We start from the raw sequence: 16,926 nt of genomic DNA, 5'->3' as shown, positions 1-16,926 counted from the left end.
CATATTCCCACATTTCGGAATTAGATTTGCTGCCGCGCAGCGCCTTTATCGGCGCCGCGAGAATTCCAGCAAGACCGGAGCAACGACTCTGTTTGGACGGCGACGAAAACGCTTCTCGCCGCCACCATTGATTGGCTCGACTACTTCTTGACGAGCGGACACTCGCTTTCCGCAAGAGGCTTGAACGCCTCAGCGGCGGGAATCGTCGCGAGCACCCTGTAGTAATCCCAAGGAGCCTTCGATTCCGCGGGCTTCTTGACCTGGACGAGATACATGTCGTGCACCATGCGCCCGTCTTCGCGCACCGTTCCGGTCTGGGTGAAGGAGTCGCGCACTGGTAGTTCGCGCATCTTCGCGGCGACCGCCATTGCGTCATCGGTGCCTGCGGCAGCCATCGACTTCAGATAGTGGAGGACGCCGGAATAGACGCCGGCTTGCGCCATGGTGGGCATCACCTTGCGACGCTTGTAGAACTTTTCGGCGAACGCACGCGTCTTGTCGTCGAAGTCCCAATAATAGCCTGTGACGAACGTCAGTCCCTGCGCTACCGAGAGACCGAGGCTGTGGACGTCGGTAATGAACGTGACCGGCGTGACGAGGGTCTGCCCGCTCTCCACGATCCGGAATTCGTTCGCCTGCTTGACCGCGTTAACGGTGTCGCCGCCGGCATTGGCCAACGCAATGACCTTCGCCTTGGATCCCTGCGCTTGTAGAAGGAAGGATGAGAAGTCCGGCGTGTTGAGCGGATGTCTGGCACCGCCGAGAACTTTTCCGCCCGCTGCCTTGACTGCCTTCGACGCTTCCGCCTCCAGCGACAGCCCGAACGCATAATCCACGGTGATGAAATACCAGCTATCGAAGCTCTTCTTCACCAGCGCCTGAGCGACGCCCGCCGCGTTGGAATAGTTGTCGTAGGTCCACTGGAAGCCAGTCGGAGAACAGGCCTTTCCGGAAAGGTCCATCGTCGCGGCGGTCGAATAGATCGCGATCCTCTTCTTCGTGCGCGCGATTTCCTGTACGGCCAGGGCGACGCCCGAATTCGGGAAGTCGATGACCATGTCCACATTATCGACATCGAACCAGCGGCGAGCCAGCTGCGAGCCAATGTCCGGCTTGTTCTGGTGGTCGCCCGAAAGAACCTTGATCGGTTTGCCGATGACGCTGGTGCCGAATTCCTCGATCGCGATCTCCGCGGCAGCGACGGAGCCCGGCCCGCCGAGGTCCGCATAGACGCCGCTGAGATCGTTCAGCACGCCGACCGTAATGGCATCCGGCCCGGCCTTGGCGGACGTTTGTCCGAGCACTAGTATTAGTGCGAGCACGGGAAACGTGAATCTGCGCATGAGCTACCCTCCGTTGGCGGTAAAGGCCGATCGCTTATTGGCTCTTTTTTCGTACGGGCCCTGAAGCGAACAGTATCGCCCGCAATAAAACGACGTACACTGAGTAATTATGACCCCGAAGCGACGGGAGTCAATAGGCCGCGCGCCTGATTTTGGGGCTGCCGCCGCCTAAAGAATGGAAGGATCTGACGTTGTCGAAGAAGCAAACCAACAAGTCGCCGAAACCGGAACCGAAGGCGGAAGGGTCGCCGCGAATGCCCCTAAGCGCCCGGCCCGGGTACCTTGTGCGGCGCCTGCACCAGATACATTCCGCGATATTTCTCGAAGAATGTCAGGCGTTTGCCATCACTCCGGTGCAGTACGGGCTCATATCCACGTTGCTTGCCAATCCCGGTATCGACCAGGTGACGCTGGGCGGAGAAGTCGGCATTGATCGCACCAACGTAGCAGATGTTTTGAAGCGCCTGTCCGAACGCGGCCTTGTGCGCCGCGAGAGAAGCAAGACCGACGGACGCTCGATGGTAGCGTTCCTAACCAAAGAAGGAGAGAGCGTCGCCGAGGAGATGTACGACAGTATGCGACGCGCGCAGGACCGCCTGTTATTGCCGCTGCGGCCGGAGTTTCGAGCAGCCTTTCTTGCAATGCTGACTGAACTTATCGAAGGAAATAGCAAGTACGGTTTGCCGGACGCAGCCTCGGACACGAAGAGCCGCAAGCGAGCTCCCGACCTGGACGACTGACCAGACTTACGCCCACTAATGGGCACTAATTTAATCAGTGTACATCGTAATTGTGCTTGTAATGCCTCTCTTCCTGCATGTAGGTTTCCCCCAATTCAAAAAGGGAGGCGTCAATGCGGGTTCTCTCGGCAATCTATCTTCTGGCGGTTCTTTCACTTTCGGCGGCTGTTGCCGACAATGCCCACGCGGCGGACACCCTCAAGGTACGCCTGGACTGGACGCCTTGGGGCGTTCAAGCACCATTCCATCTGGCGGCGAAGAAGCAGCTCTTCACCAACCATGGTTTGGACGTTGCGCTGGAAGACGGTAACGGCTCCGTCGCCACCGTGCAGATCGTGGGAAATGGTACCTACGACCTCGGCCATGCATCTCTCGCCACGATGGCGATCGCCCGTTCGAAGGGACTTCCGATCCGGGCCATCGCCAACTTTATCAGGCGGAACGATATCGGATTGATGGTGGGCACCGATCTCGGCATCGACGGGCCGCGAGACCTGAAGGGAAAGAAGCTTGCATTCACCGCAGGATCGTTGGAGACGCCGTTTCTCGATCGGTTTCTCGCCAAAGGAGGTCTGAAGCGCACGGACGTTGAATTAACGAACGTCGATGCCGCGAACAAGGGCGGCCTCTATATCTCGGGCCGAGTAGACGGCGCATTCTCATCGGCACCCTTTATGCAGCCGGTTCTCGAACAGCAAAGACCGACCAAGACGATCCGCTTCAGCGACTACGGTTTCGATCTACCGAGCTTTGGTCTCTTCGCTACCGAAGCCTCCATCGCCAGCAAGGGCGATGCACTGAAGAGGTTCGCGAGCATCACGGCGGCGTGCTGGACGTACATCTTCGACGGCCATGAAGACGAGGCAGTCCAGGCGATCATCGATGCGCGACCGCAGGCCAAGCTCAATCCGGTCGTGCTGCGTCGTCAGATCGAGACCTTGAAGGGCCTCGTCGTCACTCCTGCCACTCAAGGCAAGACGATCGGCCTGATGACGGACACCGATTGGGAAAAGTCGGTGGAGACGCTCAAGCAGGCAGAACTGATCGATCGTATCGACCCGCCCGGCTTCTTCTACACGAACGACCTGATCGACGATCGTCTGGTTCAGGAGGTCGCCCGTGAACTCAAGTAACGCCCCGGCCCCCCTTATCTCGGCATCCGGAATCGTAAAGCGCTTCGGAGGCACAAATCCGCTCACGGCGATCGACAACATATCGATCGATATCGCCGAGGGGGAATTCGTGAGCCTGCTCGGACCGAGCGGGTGTGGCAAGAGCACGCTGCTGAGGTGCCTTGCCGGACTGGAGACCCAGACGGCGGGATCACTCCTGCTGGACGGCTCGAAGATCGAAGGTCCGCCGGAGCGGCTCGGCATAGCGTTCCAGCGCGACGCGCTGCTGGACTGGTTCAACATACTCGACAACACGCTGCTGCCGGCGGACTTCGGAGGGCTCGACAAGAAGGCGTATGAAGGACGGGCGCGCGAGCTTCTCGCGATGGTCGGACTCAAGGATTTTGCCGGCGTGTATCCGAATGCATTGTCTGGCGGCATGCGGCAGCGTGCGGCGATCTGCAGGTCCCTCCTTCTAGATCCGCGGCTGCTTCTCATGGACGAGCCGTTCGGCGCCCTGGACGCACTTACCCGCGACCAGTTGAACGTCGATCTTCATCACTTCTGGGCCAGGCAGCGAATGACGGTGGTCTTCGTCACGCACAGCATTACCGAGGCTGTCTTCCTGTCCACTCGCGTCGTCGTGTTCAGTCCCCGTCCGGGAACGATCGTGGAAGACATGGTTCTCGACCTTCCCGCGGAACGAAAACTTGCCGTGCGCGAAACGCCCCAATTCGCCAAATACACCCAGCACATCCGCGGGCTGTTCGAGAAAATGGGCCTCATTCACGATTGATGCGCCAAACAACGAACTCGTTGCACAGGAGTTATCATGAAAGCTACCTCACCCGTCGTTCGCGCCGCTTTACCATTCGTGGGAGCCCTCATTTTCGTCCTGGCGTGGGAATTGGTGGTCCAAATTGGACATGTACGGCCTGTCTTCTTTCCGGCCCCTTCGCTCATCATCTCGGAACTCTCGAAGGAGCCGATCTGGTTCGCCGAGCAGACAGCCTACACGATCGGAATCACGCTGTTGGGGTTCGCGCTCGCGACGGTCGCGGGAATCCTGTTCGCCATTGTCATCGTCGAGTGGACGCTTCTGGACCGGATGCTCTTCCCCCTTTTCATCGCTCTCAACAGCGTACCAAAGGTGGCGATAGCACCACTCTTCATTATCTGGTTCGGAACCGGAGCCACGCCGAAGGTCGCCATCGCCTTTCTGATCGCAGTCTTTGCGGTCGTGATTGGAACGGCGCTCGGTCTGCGGTCCGTGTCGCCGGATCAGATCGATCTTGGGAAGGCTTTGCGGGGATCCCGTCTGAAGGTGTTGCTGCGCATTAAGATGTACTGCGCCCTGCCCCACATATTCGCGAGCCTGAAGGTGGCGATGTCGCTCGCGTTAGTGGGTGCCATCGTGGGCGAATTCGTCTCCTCGCAGCGGGGACTCGGCTTTGTTATCCTCACCGCGCAAGGGTCTTTCGATACGCCCCGCGTATTCGCCGCCATCCTCATTTTGTCGGTTCTCGGCGTCGTTCTGATCGGTATCCTGGATATGGCCGAACGGTTGGCGCTTCCTTGGCACGTGAGCTCAAAACGCGCGACAGGGCATTGACCCGCCAACTTAAGCCGGTTTTCACGGTACGAGACGCGAATGAGGAACTCAGCATAAGCTTCGCCAGCGCAAATACTGCCGCGCGAGAACTGCTCAAGGCCGGCATACTTTCCGTTCCGGAAGACATGAGTCGCAATCGGTTGTTTCACGCCGACGCCGTGCTGAACATCTTCGATCGTTTCCGGGTTCAGCCTGTGCCCATGAGCGACCTAAGCCGGAAGACACTATCGCCGCGAAAAGCGAGCCTTGAGAATCGACCAAATCAGTCCGAAGCCTCCCAACACTGCGCCCGCCTGGGCGGGCGGCGCGGTGCCAGTGATGGTCGCCTCCAGATTTGCGGCGAACGTCGCCGCGAGACGGCGCACGATGTCCTGGACAAGGCCTGCCCGGTTGAACTGGGCGAGGGCCCCGCTCAGTTTCCAGGTCAATGTGACTGCGACAACCGAGTCGTTGTTGCCGCCATTGACGACCCTCCATCGCGCGGCACCTTCGGCGGAAGATCCAAGACCAGAGTCGCGGCCCTTGCCCGTCATCCATCCTTCACGCTTGGCATCGTCCATCCCAACGGTAGCCTGACCGCTGAAGGACGCCTTGATCGGTCCAAGTGCCATTTTCACCTTGCCCGTGAGATTTTCACCCTCGAGCGTGGTGATCTCGACCCCCGGAACGCATGGTACGACGCGTCGAAGGTCTGAAAGGACATTCCATACCTGCTCCGGCGTGGCTCCGACACGGATGCGCTCCTCGATGGAGATACCGCCGTCGATCTGGCCGGCGGCCGTCGCCGGCGTCGAGGCCTGTCCGGAACTTGGCTTGGCCTTCTCACGCGGCGCCGGCGTGACGGGTGCCGGCCTTAAGCCGTCGAATTTCTTCGCGGCGACCGCGGCGGAGGCCGCCACCGCGTTAGGTACCTTTCCCGCGGCGACCTTTTTCACGGCTTCCACGATGCCGACGTATCCGGTGCAGCGGCAAATGTTTCCGGAGAGTTCCTCCCGAATCCAGCTTTCCGGAATGTCGCCGAGCCGCAGCACGATGTCGCGAGCAGTCGTCAGCATTCCGGGCGTGCAAAACCCGCACTGGAGCGCATGAAATTCGGAAAACGCATCCCTGAGTTCGATCATCGTCGGGTCATCGTCGAATCCCTCGATCGTCGTGACATGAGCGCTTTCGCAGTCCGAAGCAAACGTGATGCAGGAACGCTGCATCTTGCCGTTCACCATCACGGTGCAGGCCCCGCAAACGCCCTGCTCGCAACCCAGATGCGTACCGGTCAGTTGAAGGTCGTTACGCAGGAAGTCGGCAAGCTGGGTTCGCGGTTCGACCTCCGCAATCACCGCGTCGCCATTCACCGACATCGACACTCGAACCATTTCAGTCGTGCTCCTTGACGATCTGCATCAGGGCGCGCCGTACGGCGACGGCATGGAGCTCGCGCGTATCGGCATTCGAATTCGGAAGCATTTCTTCCAATTCGTCGGCGACCAGCAGGCACGCGGCCTCGGGGCCGGCCTCGGCCAATCGGACGGCCGTCCTCGGGAGCACCGCGGGCGAACCGTCGGTCGCGCCCGCGAGTACTCTTGTCATGCCGGTCTTTTGGTCGAGGATCGCAACGCCGATCGCATTGGCGAACTCGCCGGTCTTGCGGCAGATCTTGTAATAGGCCCATTTCGCGCGCGGGGAGAGCCGCGGAACTTCGATCGCGACGATCACTTCGTTCTCGGCCAGTTTCGTCATAAAGGCGCCTTCGACGAACGTCTCCGCCGCGTAGCGCTTCGGTTGCTTCGCCGTGCCCTGGGCGACGATCGTGGCGCCAAGCGCTCCCAGCGTCGTCACCCAGTCCGCCGCGGGATCGGCGTGCGCGAGGCTTCCGCCCATCGTACCGCGGTTGCGCACCGCGCGGTAAGCGATGCCGTGGGCGACGAACTTCAGCAACCCTTGGGTAGGATCTTCGATCATGCCGTCTTCGATCTCGCCGTGCGTCCAACCCGCGCCGATCGAGAACACCTTGTCGTCGGCCGCGAATTCCCGAAAACCCTCGGCGCGCTTGATATCAACGAGAAGCTTCGGCCGCGTCAGCCGCAGATTGAGCATCGGCCCCAACGACTGTCCGCCGGCCATCACCTTGCCGTTCCCGTCGGACCCGGCGAGAATTTCCACCGCGTCGCCGACGTTGCGTGCATGTTTGAGGTCGAAGACTGCCGGTTTCATTCGGCAGCCAGTACGGTTTCGGCCGACGTCGGCCGGCTGGCTCGGCGGATCGCGGTCCGGATGCGCTCAGGGCTGGCGGGTACTGTCCGGACGGATGCGTTCAGAGGCGACAGCGCGTCATTAATAGCATTGACGATGGCGGCCGGAGGGGCGATTGCACCCCCCTCGCCGACTCCCTTGATGCCGTGAGCGGAATAGGGTGACAGCGACTCCCGGTGCTCGATCCGGAATTTCGGCAGTTCGGTCGGCCCCGGCAAGATGTAGTCGAGTAGCGTCGATGCGAGCGGCTGACCGTTGTCGTCGTAGGGGCTTTCTTCGAACAGTGCCGTGCCGATGCCCTGCGCCGCGCCACCGTAGGTCTGGCCCTCCACGATCATGGGATTTACCATCCGGCCGCAGTCTTCGACGATCACATAATCGAGGATCGCCACCAGACCGGTCTCCGGATCGACGGCGATCTTCGCCGCGTGGGTTGCGTAGGAGAACACGCCGCTGTCGACCAGCGGCTTGTATCCTTCAGTCGTCTCGAGGCCCCCTGTGTCGACAGACTCCGGCAATTGATCAGGGCGCAGGTACCAGGCGCGTCCGATATCCGCATAGCTGACGCTGGCGTTACCCGAATATATTCGCCCCTCAGCGAAACTCACGCTCTCGGCGTCGACTTGCAGCAGGTGCGCGGCAATGGCCTTGATGCGCTTCGCAACGACCTCGGCGGCGCGGGACACCGCGCCGCCCGACATGACGATTCCGCGGGAGGCGTAGGCGCCCGTCGAGAACGGCGTGTTAGCTGTGTCTCCGAGAGTCACGCGGATGTCCTTGATAGGCACGCCGGTCTGCTCGTGGGCGATCTGCGCCAGCGTGGTTTCAAGCCCTTGCCCGATGGTGTGAATGCCAGCCTTGACCTCGAGCGCGCCATCCGGCGTCAATTTGACGTGTGCCTGGTCGAAGCCCGGAACGAGCGGAAGCCCCCAGGCAGCGAAAACCTTCGTGCCATGCGCGGATTGCTCGGTGAAGCTGGCGAAACCGATGCCGAGGTAACGGCCCTTTTCGTCACGATTCGGCCCGCTGCGAAAGGCCTCCAGTCCGATCATGTCTTTGGCGGCGACAAGCGCTCCCGGGTAGTCGCCCGAGTCGTAGTGCTTCTTTGTAATGTTCGTGTAAGGCATCGCGTCGGCACGGACCAGATTATCGCGCCGGACCTCCCAGGCTTCGCGTCCGACAGCCTTTGCCACCGCGTCGATTACCTGCTCCATGGCGAAGCACACGCCGGGACGAGCGACACCCCGGTATGGGGCAAATGGCGGCTTATTAGTGGCTACCGAATAAGTGCTGCAGCGGTATGCCGGCAGGTGATACGGACCCGGAAGGTTGCCGCCGGCCTGCGCCGCTTCCAGGCAGGCCGTGAACGGCCAGACCGAATACGCGCCCGTGTCAACCGAAACCTCGGCATCCAAGGCCAGAAGCCGTCCTGATTCGTCGGCATAGGCCTTGATCTTGTACTCGTGCTGCCGCGCATTGGCGCCTGCCACGAGATGTTCACGGCGGTCTTCGGTCCACCTGAACGGTTTTTTGAAGGTATAGGCCAGCCATGCGATGGCAACCTCCTCCGGTTGCAACAGGCATTTGTAGCCGAAACCTCCGCCTACATCGGGCGCTACCACCCGGATGATCGCTTGAGGAATGCCCGTGACCTCGGAAAGGCCCGCCCGGATCAAGTGCGGCACTTGTGTCGACGGATGTACTACGAGCATTCCTGCGCGGTAGTCCCACCATGCCATGACACCCTTGCCTTCCATCGGATGCATAGCTTGGCGAGAGCAAGCCATATCGAGTTCGATCGAGACCGGAGCCTTCGCTATGACCTCCTCAACGCCGCTATCGAAATGGGCTTCGAGAAACAGGTTGTCGCCCCACTTTTCATGCAAAAGAACGGCATCGCTACGCCGCCCCGAGGTGCATGACGCGATGACCGGAAGCTCCTCGTATTCGACCTCGATCTGCTCGATCAGGTCCTCCGCGAGGGCCCTCGTCTTTGCCACGCACATCGCAACAGGTTCGCCGACAAAGCGGACTTTCTCCATGGCCAGTATCGGGTAGCTCGACGACTTGTAGCCTGGAATTGAAGACTGGGTGACGATTGGCGAGACGCCGGTCAGATCCTCGCTGAAGAACGTGCGGGCGGCATGGTCCGGAGATTTGACCTTGGACACGACGCGTGCGTGCGCCATCGGGCTGCGCAGGAAGGCCACTTCCTGCAGCCCGGCCATGTGGTAGTCGCCGACGAACTGACCGCGTCCTCGAAGGTGCCGCGCATCCTCCTTACGTCGAACGCGGGCGCCAATTCCCTCGCCTGATGTTTCTTGCTTACTCATCGGTGATCTCCATCAGGCGGTGCGGGAATTGGAGGCGGCCGGAACGATACCGCCCTCCGCTACACCGGAATGCAGAGCGCGTTAGGCACGAGCAGATTGTCGTATACGCAGCGGCGCTGCGCCAGCTTAAGTCCAACCTCGGTCCGCCGGAAAATATCGTTATAGGTGCCTGCCTGATGGATTGTCGCGTCCGGCCTGTCGAACAGTACTTGAAGGACAAGGTAGTTCGAACGGGCGCGGATGCCCCCGCCGTCGGCCTCGCCCGTCAATTGGACGTTGCTGATCATATGACGAAGATAGCGCGGTGCAAACATCGCGGTCTTCTTGAGCGCGAACGCCCGGTCTCGTATCATGCCGCGGTTTTCGCAGTAGATCAGGCCGACGGGATGACCGCGGTCCTCATTCTCGCGCGAGAGGACAACGTAACTCGCGTCCTCCGTGAACATCTCTGCCCAATCGGCCAAGCGCTGGTCGTCGAGCGCCGAAGCGTAGACGGAGTTGAACTGTTCGATCTCGTAGCGCAGAAGCATTGCACTGATCTGCTCGTCGTTCGAAAGCCGTGGGTTTTTAGCCAACATGAAGAATTGATCCCGTGTTTATTGATCAGAGATCCATTGCGCTGCGCCAATGTTGGTACATCGCGCGGATCGACGCTTCGGAAATAAGAGTGTCAGACGTCCCCATCACTCCGGGGTCGAGTTCGACGACGTGCTGGCCATTGGGCACGCTGATCATACCGTCCTGCACGAACTTGATCGCTTCGTTATCCTCGAGTCCGAGGAATCCGGCCGGTCCCATGAGGTTGCCTTGCCGCAACCGGTGCCGAGTCATCTCCTCGTCGTCGCCTTCGAAACCGAACATCGTCCATTTCATGATGAATTCGTTCGGGCCTGTCGGCACGATCTGTCGGACGCCAAGCGTGTTCATCTCGCGCTGTACGATGAGGTTAGGCCAGATCGTCGACATCGTGACGGACCAGGGACTATCGAACTCGGTCACGAAGTCCATGAAGCGCGGCTCTTCGAGGGTCATGCCCTCCTTGTATGCGCGCATTTCCTTCTTTGTCTCGCTGGTGAGCTTGCTCGCATCGGATTTCGCAGAGGCCATTACGCCGTGACGGCCCGAACTGTCCGCGATCATCGACGACTTGTTGCCGGCAACCAGCAATCCGAACGTGACCAGGAACGTGTGAAGAAGCGTCGCGTGGTACGGGTCTTTCAAATTCTCGTGGTAGAGCTTCCAATTGCCCGGCAGGCTGTGACGATAATGACCCAGGACCTTCGGCTTGCGTCCGTCGAACGTCGCCTCGAATTCGCGCAGGATCTCTGGTCCGAGATAGTCGGCCAGCGGCTCCATATCCTCGCAATACGACGCGAAGACCACGCCGCGATGCTCCGTCACCTTGAGGCGTTTCAGGCCGTGCTCCGAGGGCTTGAAACTCGCGGGCATTCCACCTTTCCCGTTGACGCCGCGCCGGAACGGTATGCCGGCGAGATTTCCCTTCAGGTCGTAGGACCACTGATGATAGGGGCAGACGAATTCCTTGGCGTTGCCGCTCAGGTCCCGGCAAAACTCGGCGGCGCGGTGCATGCAACGGTTTTCGAACACGTTGATGGAACCATCCTCCGCGCGCGACACGACGACGGGTGTCGGGCCGACGTTCGAACGGATGAAGTCGCCGGTGTTCGGCACCTCACTTTCCAGCGCCACGTAATTCCAAGTTCGGCCGTGGAAGATCTTTTCGATCTCCCGTTCGTAGATGTACTGGTCGGTGTAAACCCAGTCGGGAACGCGCGTCAGACCCTCCCCCGGCCAGACGTAGTTTTTCGAACTCGTCGATGAATCGGCTTGCACGGGACGCTTCTCCTCATTGACCTTGTCTTCAAGAAATACCGCGTTGACCTTGGCAGAATCGAAGCTGCCGCCCTTCTCGAAATCCTTGCGTGCCTGTCGGATCGCGCCCGGATCTGAAAATGCGATGACGCTCGTCAGCTTGCCGGTTGCAGGATCGACCGTCCTGTAGACGGCGCCGCTTTCACCATCCCGGCCTGTCACCGCGACCCGGTCGTCGGCTGCGGATACGCCAAGGATCTGGATGTTGAGGCCGAACTGTTCGGTCCAGAACCAAGGCTGTTGCGCGGCCACGACTTCGGGAGCGCACCCCGCGATCGATTTTCCTGCGGCCGCGCCCTGCTCTTCGGCATTGTGCCAGCTTTCGAGACGGCCCCGGCGGCCCCGAACCGGCGAATGGTGAAGCGCGCAGTCTCCGGCCGCCCAGATGCCCGGCACGTTCGTCCGCTGTTCGCTATCGACCACGACGCCGCCGTCAACTTCGCAGCCCGCTGCCGCGGCCAGTGCCGTCTCCGGGACCAGGCCAACGCCGATGCAGACGGTATCCGCGTCGAAATCTCCGGCCGACGTCCTAACCGTCAGACCAACGCCGGTGCGATCGATTGCCTGAACGGAAGTCGCCAATCGCACGGTCACGCCGTGGTTTTCAGCAAGCGTCCGGAAGGTTCGCCCCAATGGAGCCGGCAGAACCCTGGCAAGAAGCTCGGCCTCACGCTCCAGCACGACCGCGGACTTGCCCAGCGACGATGCAACCGACGCCAGTTCCATGCCGATGAAGCCGCCACCGATGATGACGATGCGTTTCGCCGTGGAGAACGATGCGGCGATCGCCGTCGCATTCTCGATGGTCCTCAGGTAATGAACGCCCGGAAGGTCACCGCCCAGGATGTCGAGGCGGCGAGGAACGCCACCGGTCGCTAGAAGTAGCGCTGCGTACCGGAACTCGGTCCCGTCCTCGAGACGGATCGTCCTTGCCTCCGCGTCGACGCCCACGACGCGGCGATTGAGATGGGTAGTGACTTTCAGGTCGTCGATGTCGGTAACGGGCAGACGAATGCACGACTCGATCGTTGCCTTCCCGAGCAGGATATCCTTGGACAAGGGAGGTCGCTCGTATGGAAGGTGCCGCTCGCTTCCGACGAGCTTGACCGGCCCCGAAAAACCCGACGCACGCAACGCCCTGATCGCTGCGGCAGCAGCCTGTCCCGCTCCAACCACGACGACGGGATCTTGTTCCTGGCAAGTAATGGAATCCTCTTGCGGAGCCTTCGCAATCGTGTCGGGGACTTTGCCGGCGACAGCATCAAGGTCGACGAATACTGTGCCATTTTCGGCCTTAACCGCAAAAGTTTGGATATCCTTTGTCAAGGGCGCGCAAAGCGCTTTCCCGGACCGAATGTCAAACAGCCCCTGATGCAGAGGACATTCGATCTTACCGTCTTCGAAGAACCCGTCGGCAAGGAATGCGAGAGCGTGCGTGCAGATGCCGTGGGTAGCGAAGACGTCGTCGCCAAGTCGATACAACGCAACAGGCGTACCGTCTACATCGATACCCTTCACCGTGTCTGGATGAAGTTCATCCAGGGAAATCACCTCGCGCCAAGCCATTACCGCTCTCCAAAGCAGCTTCCCGAGTTCATCAGTATACATCTCATTATTTCAAAGCGCAACGCTCTGAAATTGGCGTCACGCAATACAAATGAAGGGAAAATAACGAGGAAGATTGAGGGACTTGGAGCCTTCGGGCGTAAATCAAGCGCCACAATTCCAATATATACTGACTAAATTGTGCTTTCAGCCACTTCGAGTTAGCCGCGGCGGTCGAAATAGGCGGGTCGAATAAGCCCGCGGTCAGCGTCGAGAAGGACGTGACAAACGAAGAGCAGGTGAACGCCGGCATCGCCCGAGCGGTCGCCGTATTCGAAGGCGGGCATCCAGATCGTGGCGCCGGTCGGCGAGTTCTACTTCGCGAAATGGAAACAGATGCTCGCCATTCATCTGGACGGCGCCTTTCTTACGACGCACGCCACACTGCGCGAGATGTACAAGACGGCCGAGGCGGTAGCGTATTTATATGGGTTCAGCGCATTCCAAAGAAGCATCGGCGCCAAGGCGCCATATGTGACCGCCAAGCATGGTTTGATTGGTCCGGCCAACGTTGTCGGCAAAGAAGGTGCCAAGGATGGCGTGGGCGCAGACGTCACATGCCCAGAGTTCGTGCGCACGCCTCTGGTCCAGTCGAACGAATCGCTCGCCCGTGTTCGCTGGCGGCGGCGTGCGTAGAGTCGCTGCTCGCGAACGCGCTCGGTCGGCAGCTTCGGTGGCGAGGTCGAAACACACGAACGCTCCGAATGGATGGCCGTCCAGATCGGCCTCTGCCGCCTTGCAAAAATCGATGGTTGCGGGGAGGCGCAACCATCTCAAATTGCTATTCGAAGCAGCGGCTTGAGCAGCCACTTAATGTTGGTGGCAGACGGTATTCAGCTTGGAAGTCTTAGAGTCTGTCCGGGATCATGCTGTTTTTTGGCAGAGCTTTCGCAGCATGAGGCGGATTGAGGCGAGGCGCAAGAACGCCAATGCCTTTCGGTTGAGGCACTCCCAATCCTTGGCCAAACGGCGGCAGCGGTTGAGCCAGGCGATGGTGCGTTCGACGATCCATCGCTTGGGCAAGATCGCAAAACTCTTTGCTGTATCGGAGCGCTTGACTATCTCGACGTCGATTTGCCGGAGGATTTTGCGAACGGCGGACTGAAAGATCGGCCCCTGATAGCCGCCGTCAGCATAGAGCTTCAGCAGGAATGGATGCAGGCCAAACAGCGTGGCCATCACCAGCACCCCACCGTCACGATCCTGGATGTCCGCCGAATGCACGAGGGCGTGGAGCAGCAAGCCTTGAGTATCGACTAGGATGTGGCGCTTCTTGCCCTTGATCTTCTTGCCCGCATCGTAGCCATGCGGGTCGATCCACGCCCCCCTTTTTCCGCGCTCTTGACGCTTTGACTGTCGATGATGGCGGCGCTCGGGCTGGGTTCTCGGTTAGCCAATTCTCGACATTGTACATAGAGCGCGTGATGGATGCGATCGAGCGTGCCGTTCCAAGCCCACAAGTCAAAATAGTCGTGCACCGTGCTGCGTGGCGGCAGGTCCTTCGGGATCGCTCGCCATTGGCAACCGGTGCTCAGCACATACATCAGGCCATTGATCACCTCGCGCACATCGACCGTGCGCTTGTTGCCGCCTCGCTTGGCTGGCGCAATCAGCGGCTCCACCAACGCCCATTCCTCATCAGTCAAATCGCTTGGATAGCGTAGCCGGCTTCGGTCGTAACGACCGCGGTTCTCCTTCGTCCACATGGGCGCCCCTTCGAATCGGACCGCCACCCTTGAATCACAAATGATTCCGATGATTCAAGATGTTCCCGGACAGACACTTAGAGTCTGTCCGGGATCATGCTGTTTTTTGGCAGAGCTTTCGCAGCATGAGGCGGATTGAGGCGAGGCGCAAGAACGCCAATGCCTTTCGGTTGAGGCACTCCCAATCCTTGGCCAAACGGCGGCAGCGGTTGAGCCAGGCGATGGTGCGTTCGACGATCCATCGCTTGGGCAAGATCGCAAAACTCTTTGCTGTATCGGAGCGCTTGACTATCTCGACGTCGATTTGCCGGAGGATTTTGCGAACGGCGGAAAGATCGGCCCCTGATAGCCGCCGTCAGCATAGAGCTTCAGCAGGAATGGATGCAGGCCAAACAGCGTGGCCATCACCAGCACCCCACCGTCACGATCCTGGATGTCCGCCGAATGCACGAGGGCGTGGAGCAGCAAGCCTTGAGTATCGACTAGGATGTGGCGCTTCTTGCCCTTGATCTTCTTGCCCGCATCGTAGCCATGCGGGTCGATCCACGCCCCCCTTTTTCCGCGCTCTTGACGCTTTGACTGTCGATGATGGCGGCGCTCGGGCTGGGTTCTCGGTTAGCCAATTCTCGACATTGTACATAGAGCGCGTGATGGATGCGATCGAGCGTGCCGTTCCAAGCCCACAAGTCAAAATAGTCGTGCACCGTGCTGCGTGGCGGCAGGTCCTTCGGGATCGCTCGCCATTGGCAACCGGTGCTCAGCACATACATCAGGCCATTGATCACCTCGCGCACATCGACCGTGCGCTTGTTGCCGCCTCGCTTGGCTGGCGCAATCAGCGGCTCCACCAACGCCCATTCCTCATCAGTCAAATCGCTTGGATAGCGTAGCCGGCTTCGGTCGTAACGACCGCGGTTCTCCTTCGTCCACATGGGCGCCCCTTCGAATCGGACCGCCACCCTTGAATCACAAATGATTCCGATGATTCAAGATGTTCCCGGACAGACACTTAGAATTTTCGCAATGTTTTCAAACGCTGTTCCGAGATTTCGCAGCTTTCTGGGCGATTGAGATCACTACGGAATTTCTCTTTGTCGGAATGGCGCTTGCGAGCCCCATGCACGTCCTTTTCCTCAATTACTGACCGGCCACCATGACCCAACTAGGTGGCGTATCCATGTGCCGTGCGGCCCGGAAGGGCCCGTCCCCAATCCGCACGCGCCTACACGGTCAGGGGAGCGCTACCGCTTTTCCCACACGTCGGCCGAACCTACGATATTTTCTCCGATCGTCTGCCCGAAAGGATCGGCGGAAAGCTCCGGAACTGCGGTATCGACTATTTCGCGGATTTCTGAGGCGCATCACCGAAGACATGCTCTGATGTCGGAAATTGCCTGGTGCGCACCTCAGCTGCATACATGGCGATCGCCTGGTTGGCATCTCGCCCGAGTTCCGCGTAGCGCTTAACGAACCTCGGGCGGAAATCCGTGAAAATACCAAGCATGTCGTCCGTGACCAGAATCTGACCGTCGCACGCAACAGATGCGCCAATCCCAATAGTCGGAATGGGGATCTTTCCTGTAATCAGGCGGGCCAATGATTCAGCAACCTTTTCAAGAACGACGGCAAACGCACCGGCCTCCGAGATAGCGACCGCATCTCGCATGATCCTCTCGCCATCGGGGCCTCGACCTTGCACCTTGTAACCACCGAATGCGTTCACGCTCTGCGGAGTAAGGCCAATATGAGCCATCACCGGAATGCCACGTGCCGTTAGGAAACGAACCGTTTCCGCCATGTTTTCACCGCCCTCAAGCTTGACAGCCGCACACCCGGTTTCAGCCATCACTCGCGCGGCACTCCGGAATGCTTGTTCTCTGCTTTCCTCATATGCTCCAAAGGGCAAATCAACGACCATAAGAGCTCGACTAATTCCGCGGCGGACCGCCTTCCCATGCAAGATCATCATGTCGAGAGTAACGCCGAGCGTCGATGGAAGGCCGTGAAGAGCCATTCCCACGCTATCGCCCACCAGTACCACGTCACAATGTTGATCAACTAACAAAGCGATTGGTGTGGTATAGGCGGTTAAGCAGACGATCGGCAGCTCGCCCTTTCTTGCCAAGATGTCCGGCGGCATTAGCGCTTTTTTTGGTAACTCCGAACTCACGTTCTCTCCTCTTCTTCGGTTTCATATTCGTTTATGAGACGATTGCGCGAACTTGAACTCATCCGAACAGTACTCTCACTATGAAGCAGGTTGTTCTGCGTCCATCGGCGACGACTGAGTTCGCCGCAAAAAACGTGGCAGCTGCGTTGCGACAAATTAAGCGCC

The 16,926-nt window shown here is 59.7% G+C and carries 12 protein-coding genes and 2 pseudogenes; 5 read left to right on the top strand and 9 right to left on the bottom strand.

Going from position 1 to position 16,926, the window contains the following annotated elements; all coding sequences use genetic code 11:
* Positions 1–140 precede the first annotated feature (140 nt).
* Positions 141–1,343: an ABC transporter substrate-binding protein gene (locus tag IVB18_RS16045; RefSeq protein WP_247990009.1), complete on the bottom strand. Its 1,203-nt coding sequence runs from the start codon at positions 1,341–1,343 to the stop codon at positions 141–143.
* Positions 1,344–1,534: 191 nt separating this feature from the next.
* Here IVB18_RS16045 and IVB18_RS16040 point away from each other — a divergent pair, with 191 nt between their 5' ends.
* The 4 genes from IVB18_RS16040 to IVB18_RS16025 all read left to right on the top strand — a co-directional run bounded on the left by IVB18_RS16040 (position 1,535) and on the right by IVB18_RS16025 (position 4,807).
* Positions 1,535–2,083, top strand: coding sequence for a MarR family winged helix-turn-helix transcriptional regulator (locus tag IVB18_RS16040; RefSeq protein ID WP_247990008.1), 549 nt, complete (start codon positions 1,535–1,537; stop codon positions 2,081–2,083).
* A 113-nt stretch (positions 2,084–2,196) separates the two neighbouring features.
* A complete protein-coding gene (locus tag IVB18_RS16035; protein ID WP_247990007.1) occupies positions 2,197–3,216 on the top strand; it encodes an ABC transporter substrate-binding protein in 1,020 nt (339 codons plus the stop codon).
* Positions 3,203–3,991 carry an ABC transporter ATP-binding protein gene (locus IVB18_RS16030; protein ID WP_247990006.1) on the top strand — a complete coding sequence of 263 codons (789 nt, stop codon included), beginning with the start codon at positions 3,203–3,205 and terminating at the stop codon, positions 3,989–3,991. Before IVB18_RS16035 ends, IVB18_RS16030 begins: the two co-directional genes overlap by 14 nt.
* A gap of 36 nt (positions 3,992–4,027) precedes the next feature.
* Complete coding sequence (locus IVB18_RS16025; RefSeq protein ID WP_247990005.1) at positions 4,028–4,807, top strand: ABC transporter permease; 780 nt, start codon at positions 4,028–4,030, stop codon at positions 4,805–4,807.
* 224 nt (positions 4,808–5,031) lie between these two features.
* Here IVB18_RS16025 and IVB18_RS16020 read toward each other — a convergent pair whose 3' ends face one another.
* From IVB18_RS16020 to IVB18_RS16000, 5 genes are read right to left on the bottom strand one after another with little or no spacing between them, the layout of a single operon-like run.
* Positions 5,032–6,177 carry a 2Fe-2S iron-sulfur cluster-binding protein gene (locus IVB18_RS16020; RefSeq protein WP_247990004.1) on the bottom strand — a complete coding sequence of 382 codons (1,146 nt, stop codon included), beginning with the start codon at positions 6,175–6,177 and terminating at the stop codon, positions 5,032–5,034.
* 1 nt (position 6,178) lies between these two features.
* Positions 6,179–7,015 (bottom strand): FAD binding domain-containing protein, encoded by an 837-nt coding sequence (locus IVB18_RS16015; protein WP_247990003.1) that lies wholly within the window; start codon positions 7,013–7,015, stop codon positions 6,179–6,181.
* Entirely contained in the window at positions 7,012–9,387 is a 2,376-nt protein-coding gene (locus IVB18_RS16010; protein WP_247990002.1) for a xanthine dehydrogenase family protein molybdopterin-binding subunit, read from the bottom strand. The genes IVB18_RS16015 and IVB18_RS16010 overlap by 4 nt, the downstream gene beginning before the upstream one ends.
* Positions 9,388–9,446: 59 nt before the next feature.
* A complete protein-coding gene (locus IVB18_RS16005; RefSeq protein ID WP_247990001.1) occupies positions 9,447–9,965 on the bottom strand; it encodes an aromatic-ring-hydroxylating dioxygenase subunit beta in 519 nt (172 codons plus the stop codon).
* A 25-nt stretch (positions 9,966–9,990) separates the two neighbouring features.
* Positions 9,991–12,846, bottom strand: a complete 2,856-nt coding sequence (locus IVB18_RS16000) for an FAD-dependent oxidoreductase (RefSeq protein WP_247990000.1) — start codon at positions 12,844–12,846, stop codon at positions 9,991–9,993.
* A 333-nt stretch (positions 12,847–13,179) separates the two neighbouring features.
* On the opposite strand from IVB18_RS16000, the gene IVB18_RS15995 reads away from it, so the two are divergent.
* Entirely contained in the window at positions 13,180–13,521 is a 342-nt protein-coding gene (locus IVB18_RS15995) for an SDR family NAD(P)-dependent oxidoreductase (RefSeq protein ID WP_247989999.1), read from the top strand.
* A 228-nt stretch (positions 13,522–13,749) separates the two neighbouring features.
* Here IVB18_RS15995 and IVB18_RS15990 read toward each other — a convergent pair.
* The 3 genes and pseudogenes from IVB18_RS15990 to panB all read right to left on the bottom strand — a co-directional run bounded on the left by IVB18_RS15990 (position 13,750) and on the right by panB (position 16,731).
* Positions 13,750–14,591 (bottom strand): annotated as a pseudogene (locus IVB18_RS15990) (IS5 family transposase).
* 94 nt (positions 14,592–14,685) lie between these two features.
* Positions 14,686–15,523 (bottom strand): annotated as a pseudogene (locus IVB18_RS15985) (IS5 family transposase).
* 404 nt (positions 15,524–15,927) lie between these two features.
* Positions 15,928–16,731 carry a 3-methyl-2-oxobutanoate hydroxymethyltransferase gene (gene panB, locus IVB18_RS15980; protein ID WP_247991651.1) on the bottom strand — a complete coding sequence of 268 codons (804 nt, stop codon included), beginning with the start codon at positions 16,729–16,731 and terminating at the stop codon, positions 15,928–15,930.
* Between the last annotated feature and the right edge of the window lie 195 nt (positions 16,732–16,926).

Source organism: Bradyrhizobium sp. 186 (genome assembly GCF_023101685.1).
GTDB lineage: Bacteria > Pseudomonadota > Alphaproteobacteria > Rhizobiales > Xanthobacteraceae > Bradyrhizobium.
The sequence above is the reverse complement of the archived record's forward strand: the minus strand, read 5'-3'. Positions and strand labels throughout refer to the sequence as shown.

Coding starts and splice junctions, on each gene's coding strand:
- IVB18_RS16005 (WP_247990001.1), bottom strand. CDS start 9,965: ATGTTGGCTAAAAACCCACGGCTTTCGAACGACGAGCAGATCAGTGCA.
- IVB18_RS16025 (WP_247990005.1), top strand. CDS start 4,028: ATGAAAGCTACCTCACCCGTCGTTCGCGCCGCTTTACCATTCGTGGGA.
- IVB18_RS16015 (WP_247990003.1), bottom strand. CDS start 7,015: ATGAAACCGGCAGTCTTCGACCTCAAACATGCACGCAACGTCGGCGAC.
- IVB18_RS16035 (WP_247990007.1), top strand. CDS start 2,197: ATGCGGGTTCTCTCGGCAATCTATCTTCTGGCGGTTCTTTCACTTTCG.
- IVB18_RS16000 (WP_247990000.1), bottom strand. CDS start 12,846: ATGGCTTGGCGCGAGGTGATTTCCCTGGATGAACTTCATCCAGACACG.
- panB (WP_247991651.1), bottom strand. CDS start 16,731: ATGCCGCCGGACATCTTGGCAAGAAAGGGCGAGCTGCCGATCGTCTGC.
- IVB18_RS16020 (WP_247990004.1), bottom strand. CDS start 6,177: ATGGTTCGAGTGTCGATGTCGGTGAATGGCGACGCGGTGATTGCGGAG.
- IVB18_RS16045 (WP_247990009.1), bottom strand. CDS start 1,343: ATGCGCAGATTCACGTTTCCCGTGCTCGCACTAATACTAGTGCTCGGA.
- IVB18_RS16010 (WP_247990002.1), bottom strand. CDS start 9,387: ATGAGTAAGCAAGAAACATCAGGCGAGGGAATTGGCGCCCGCGTTCGA.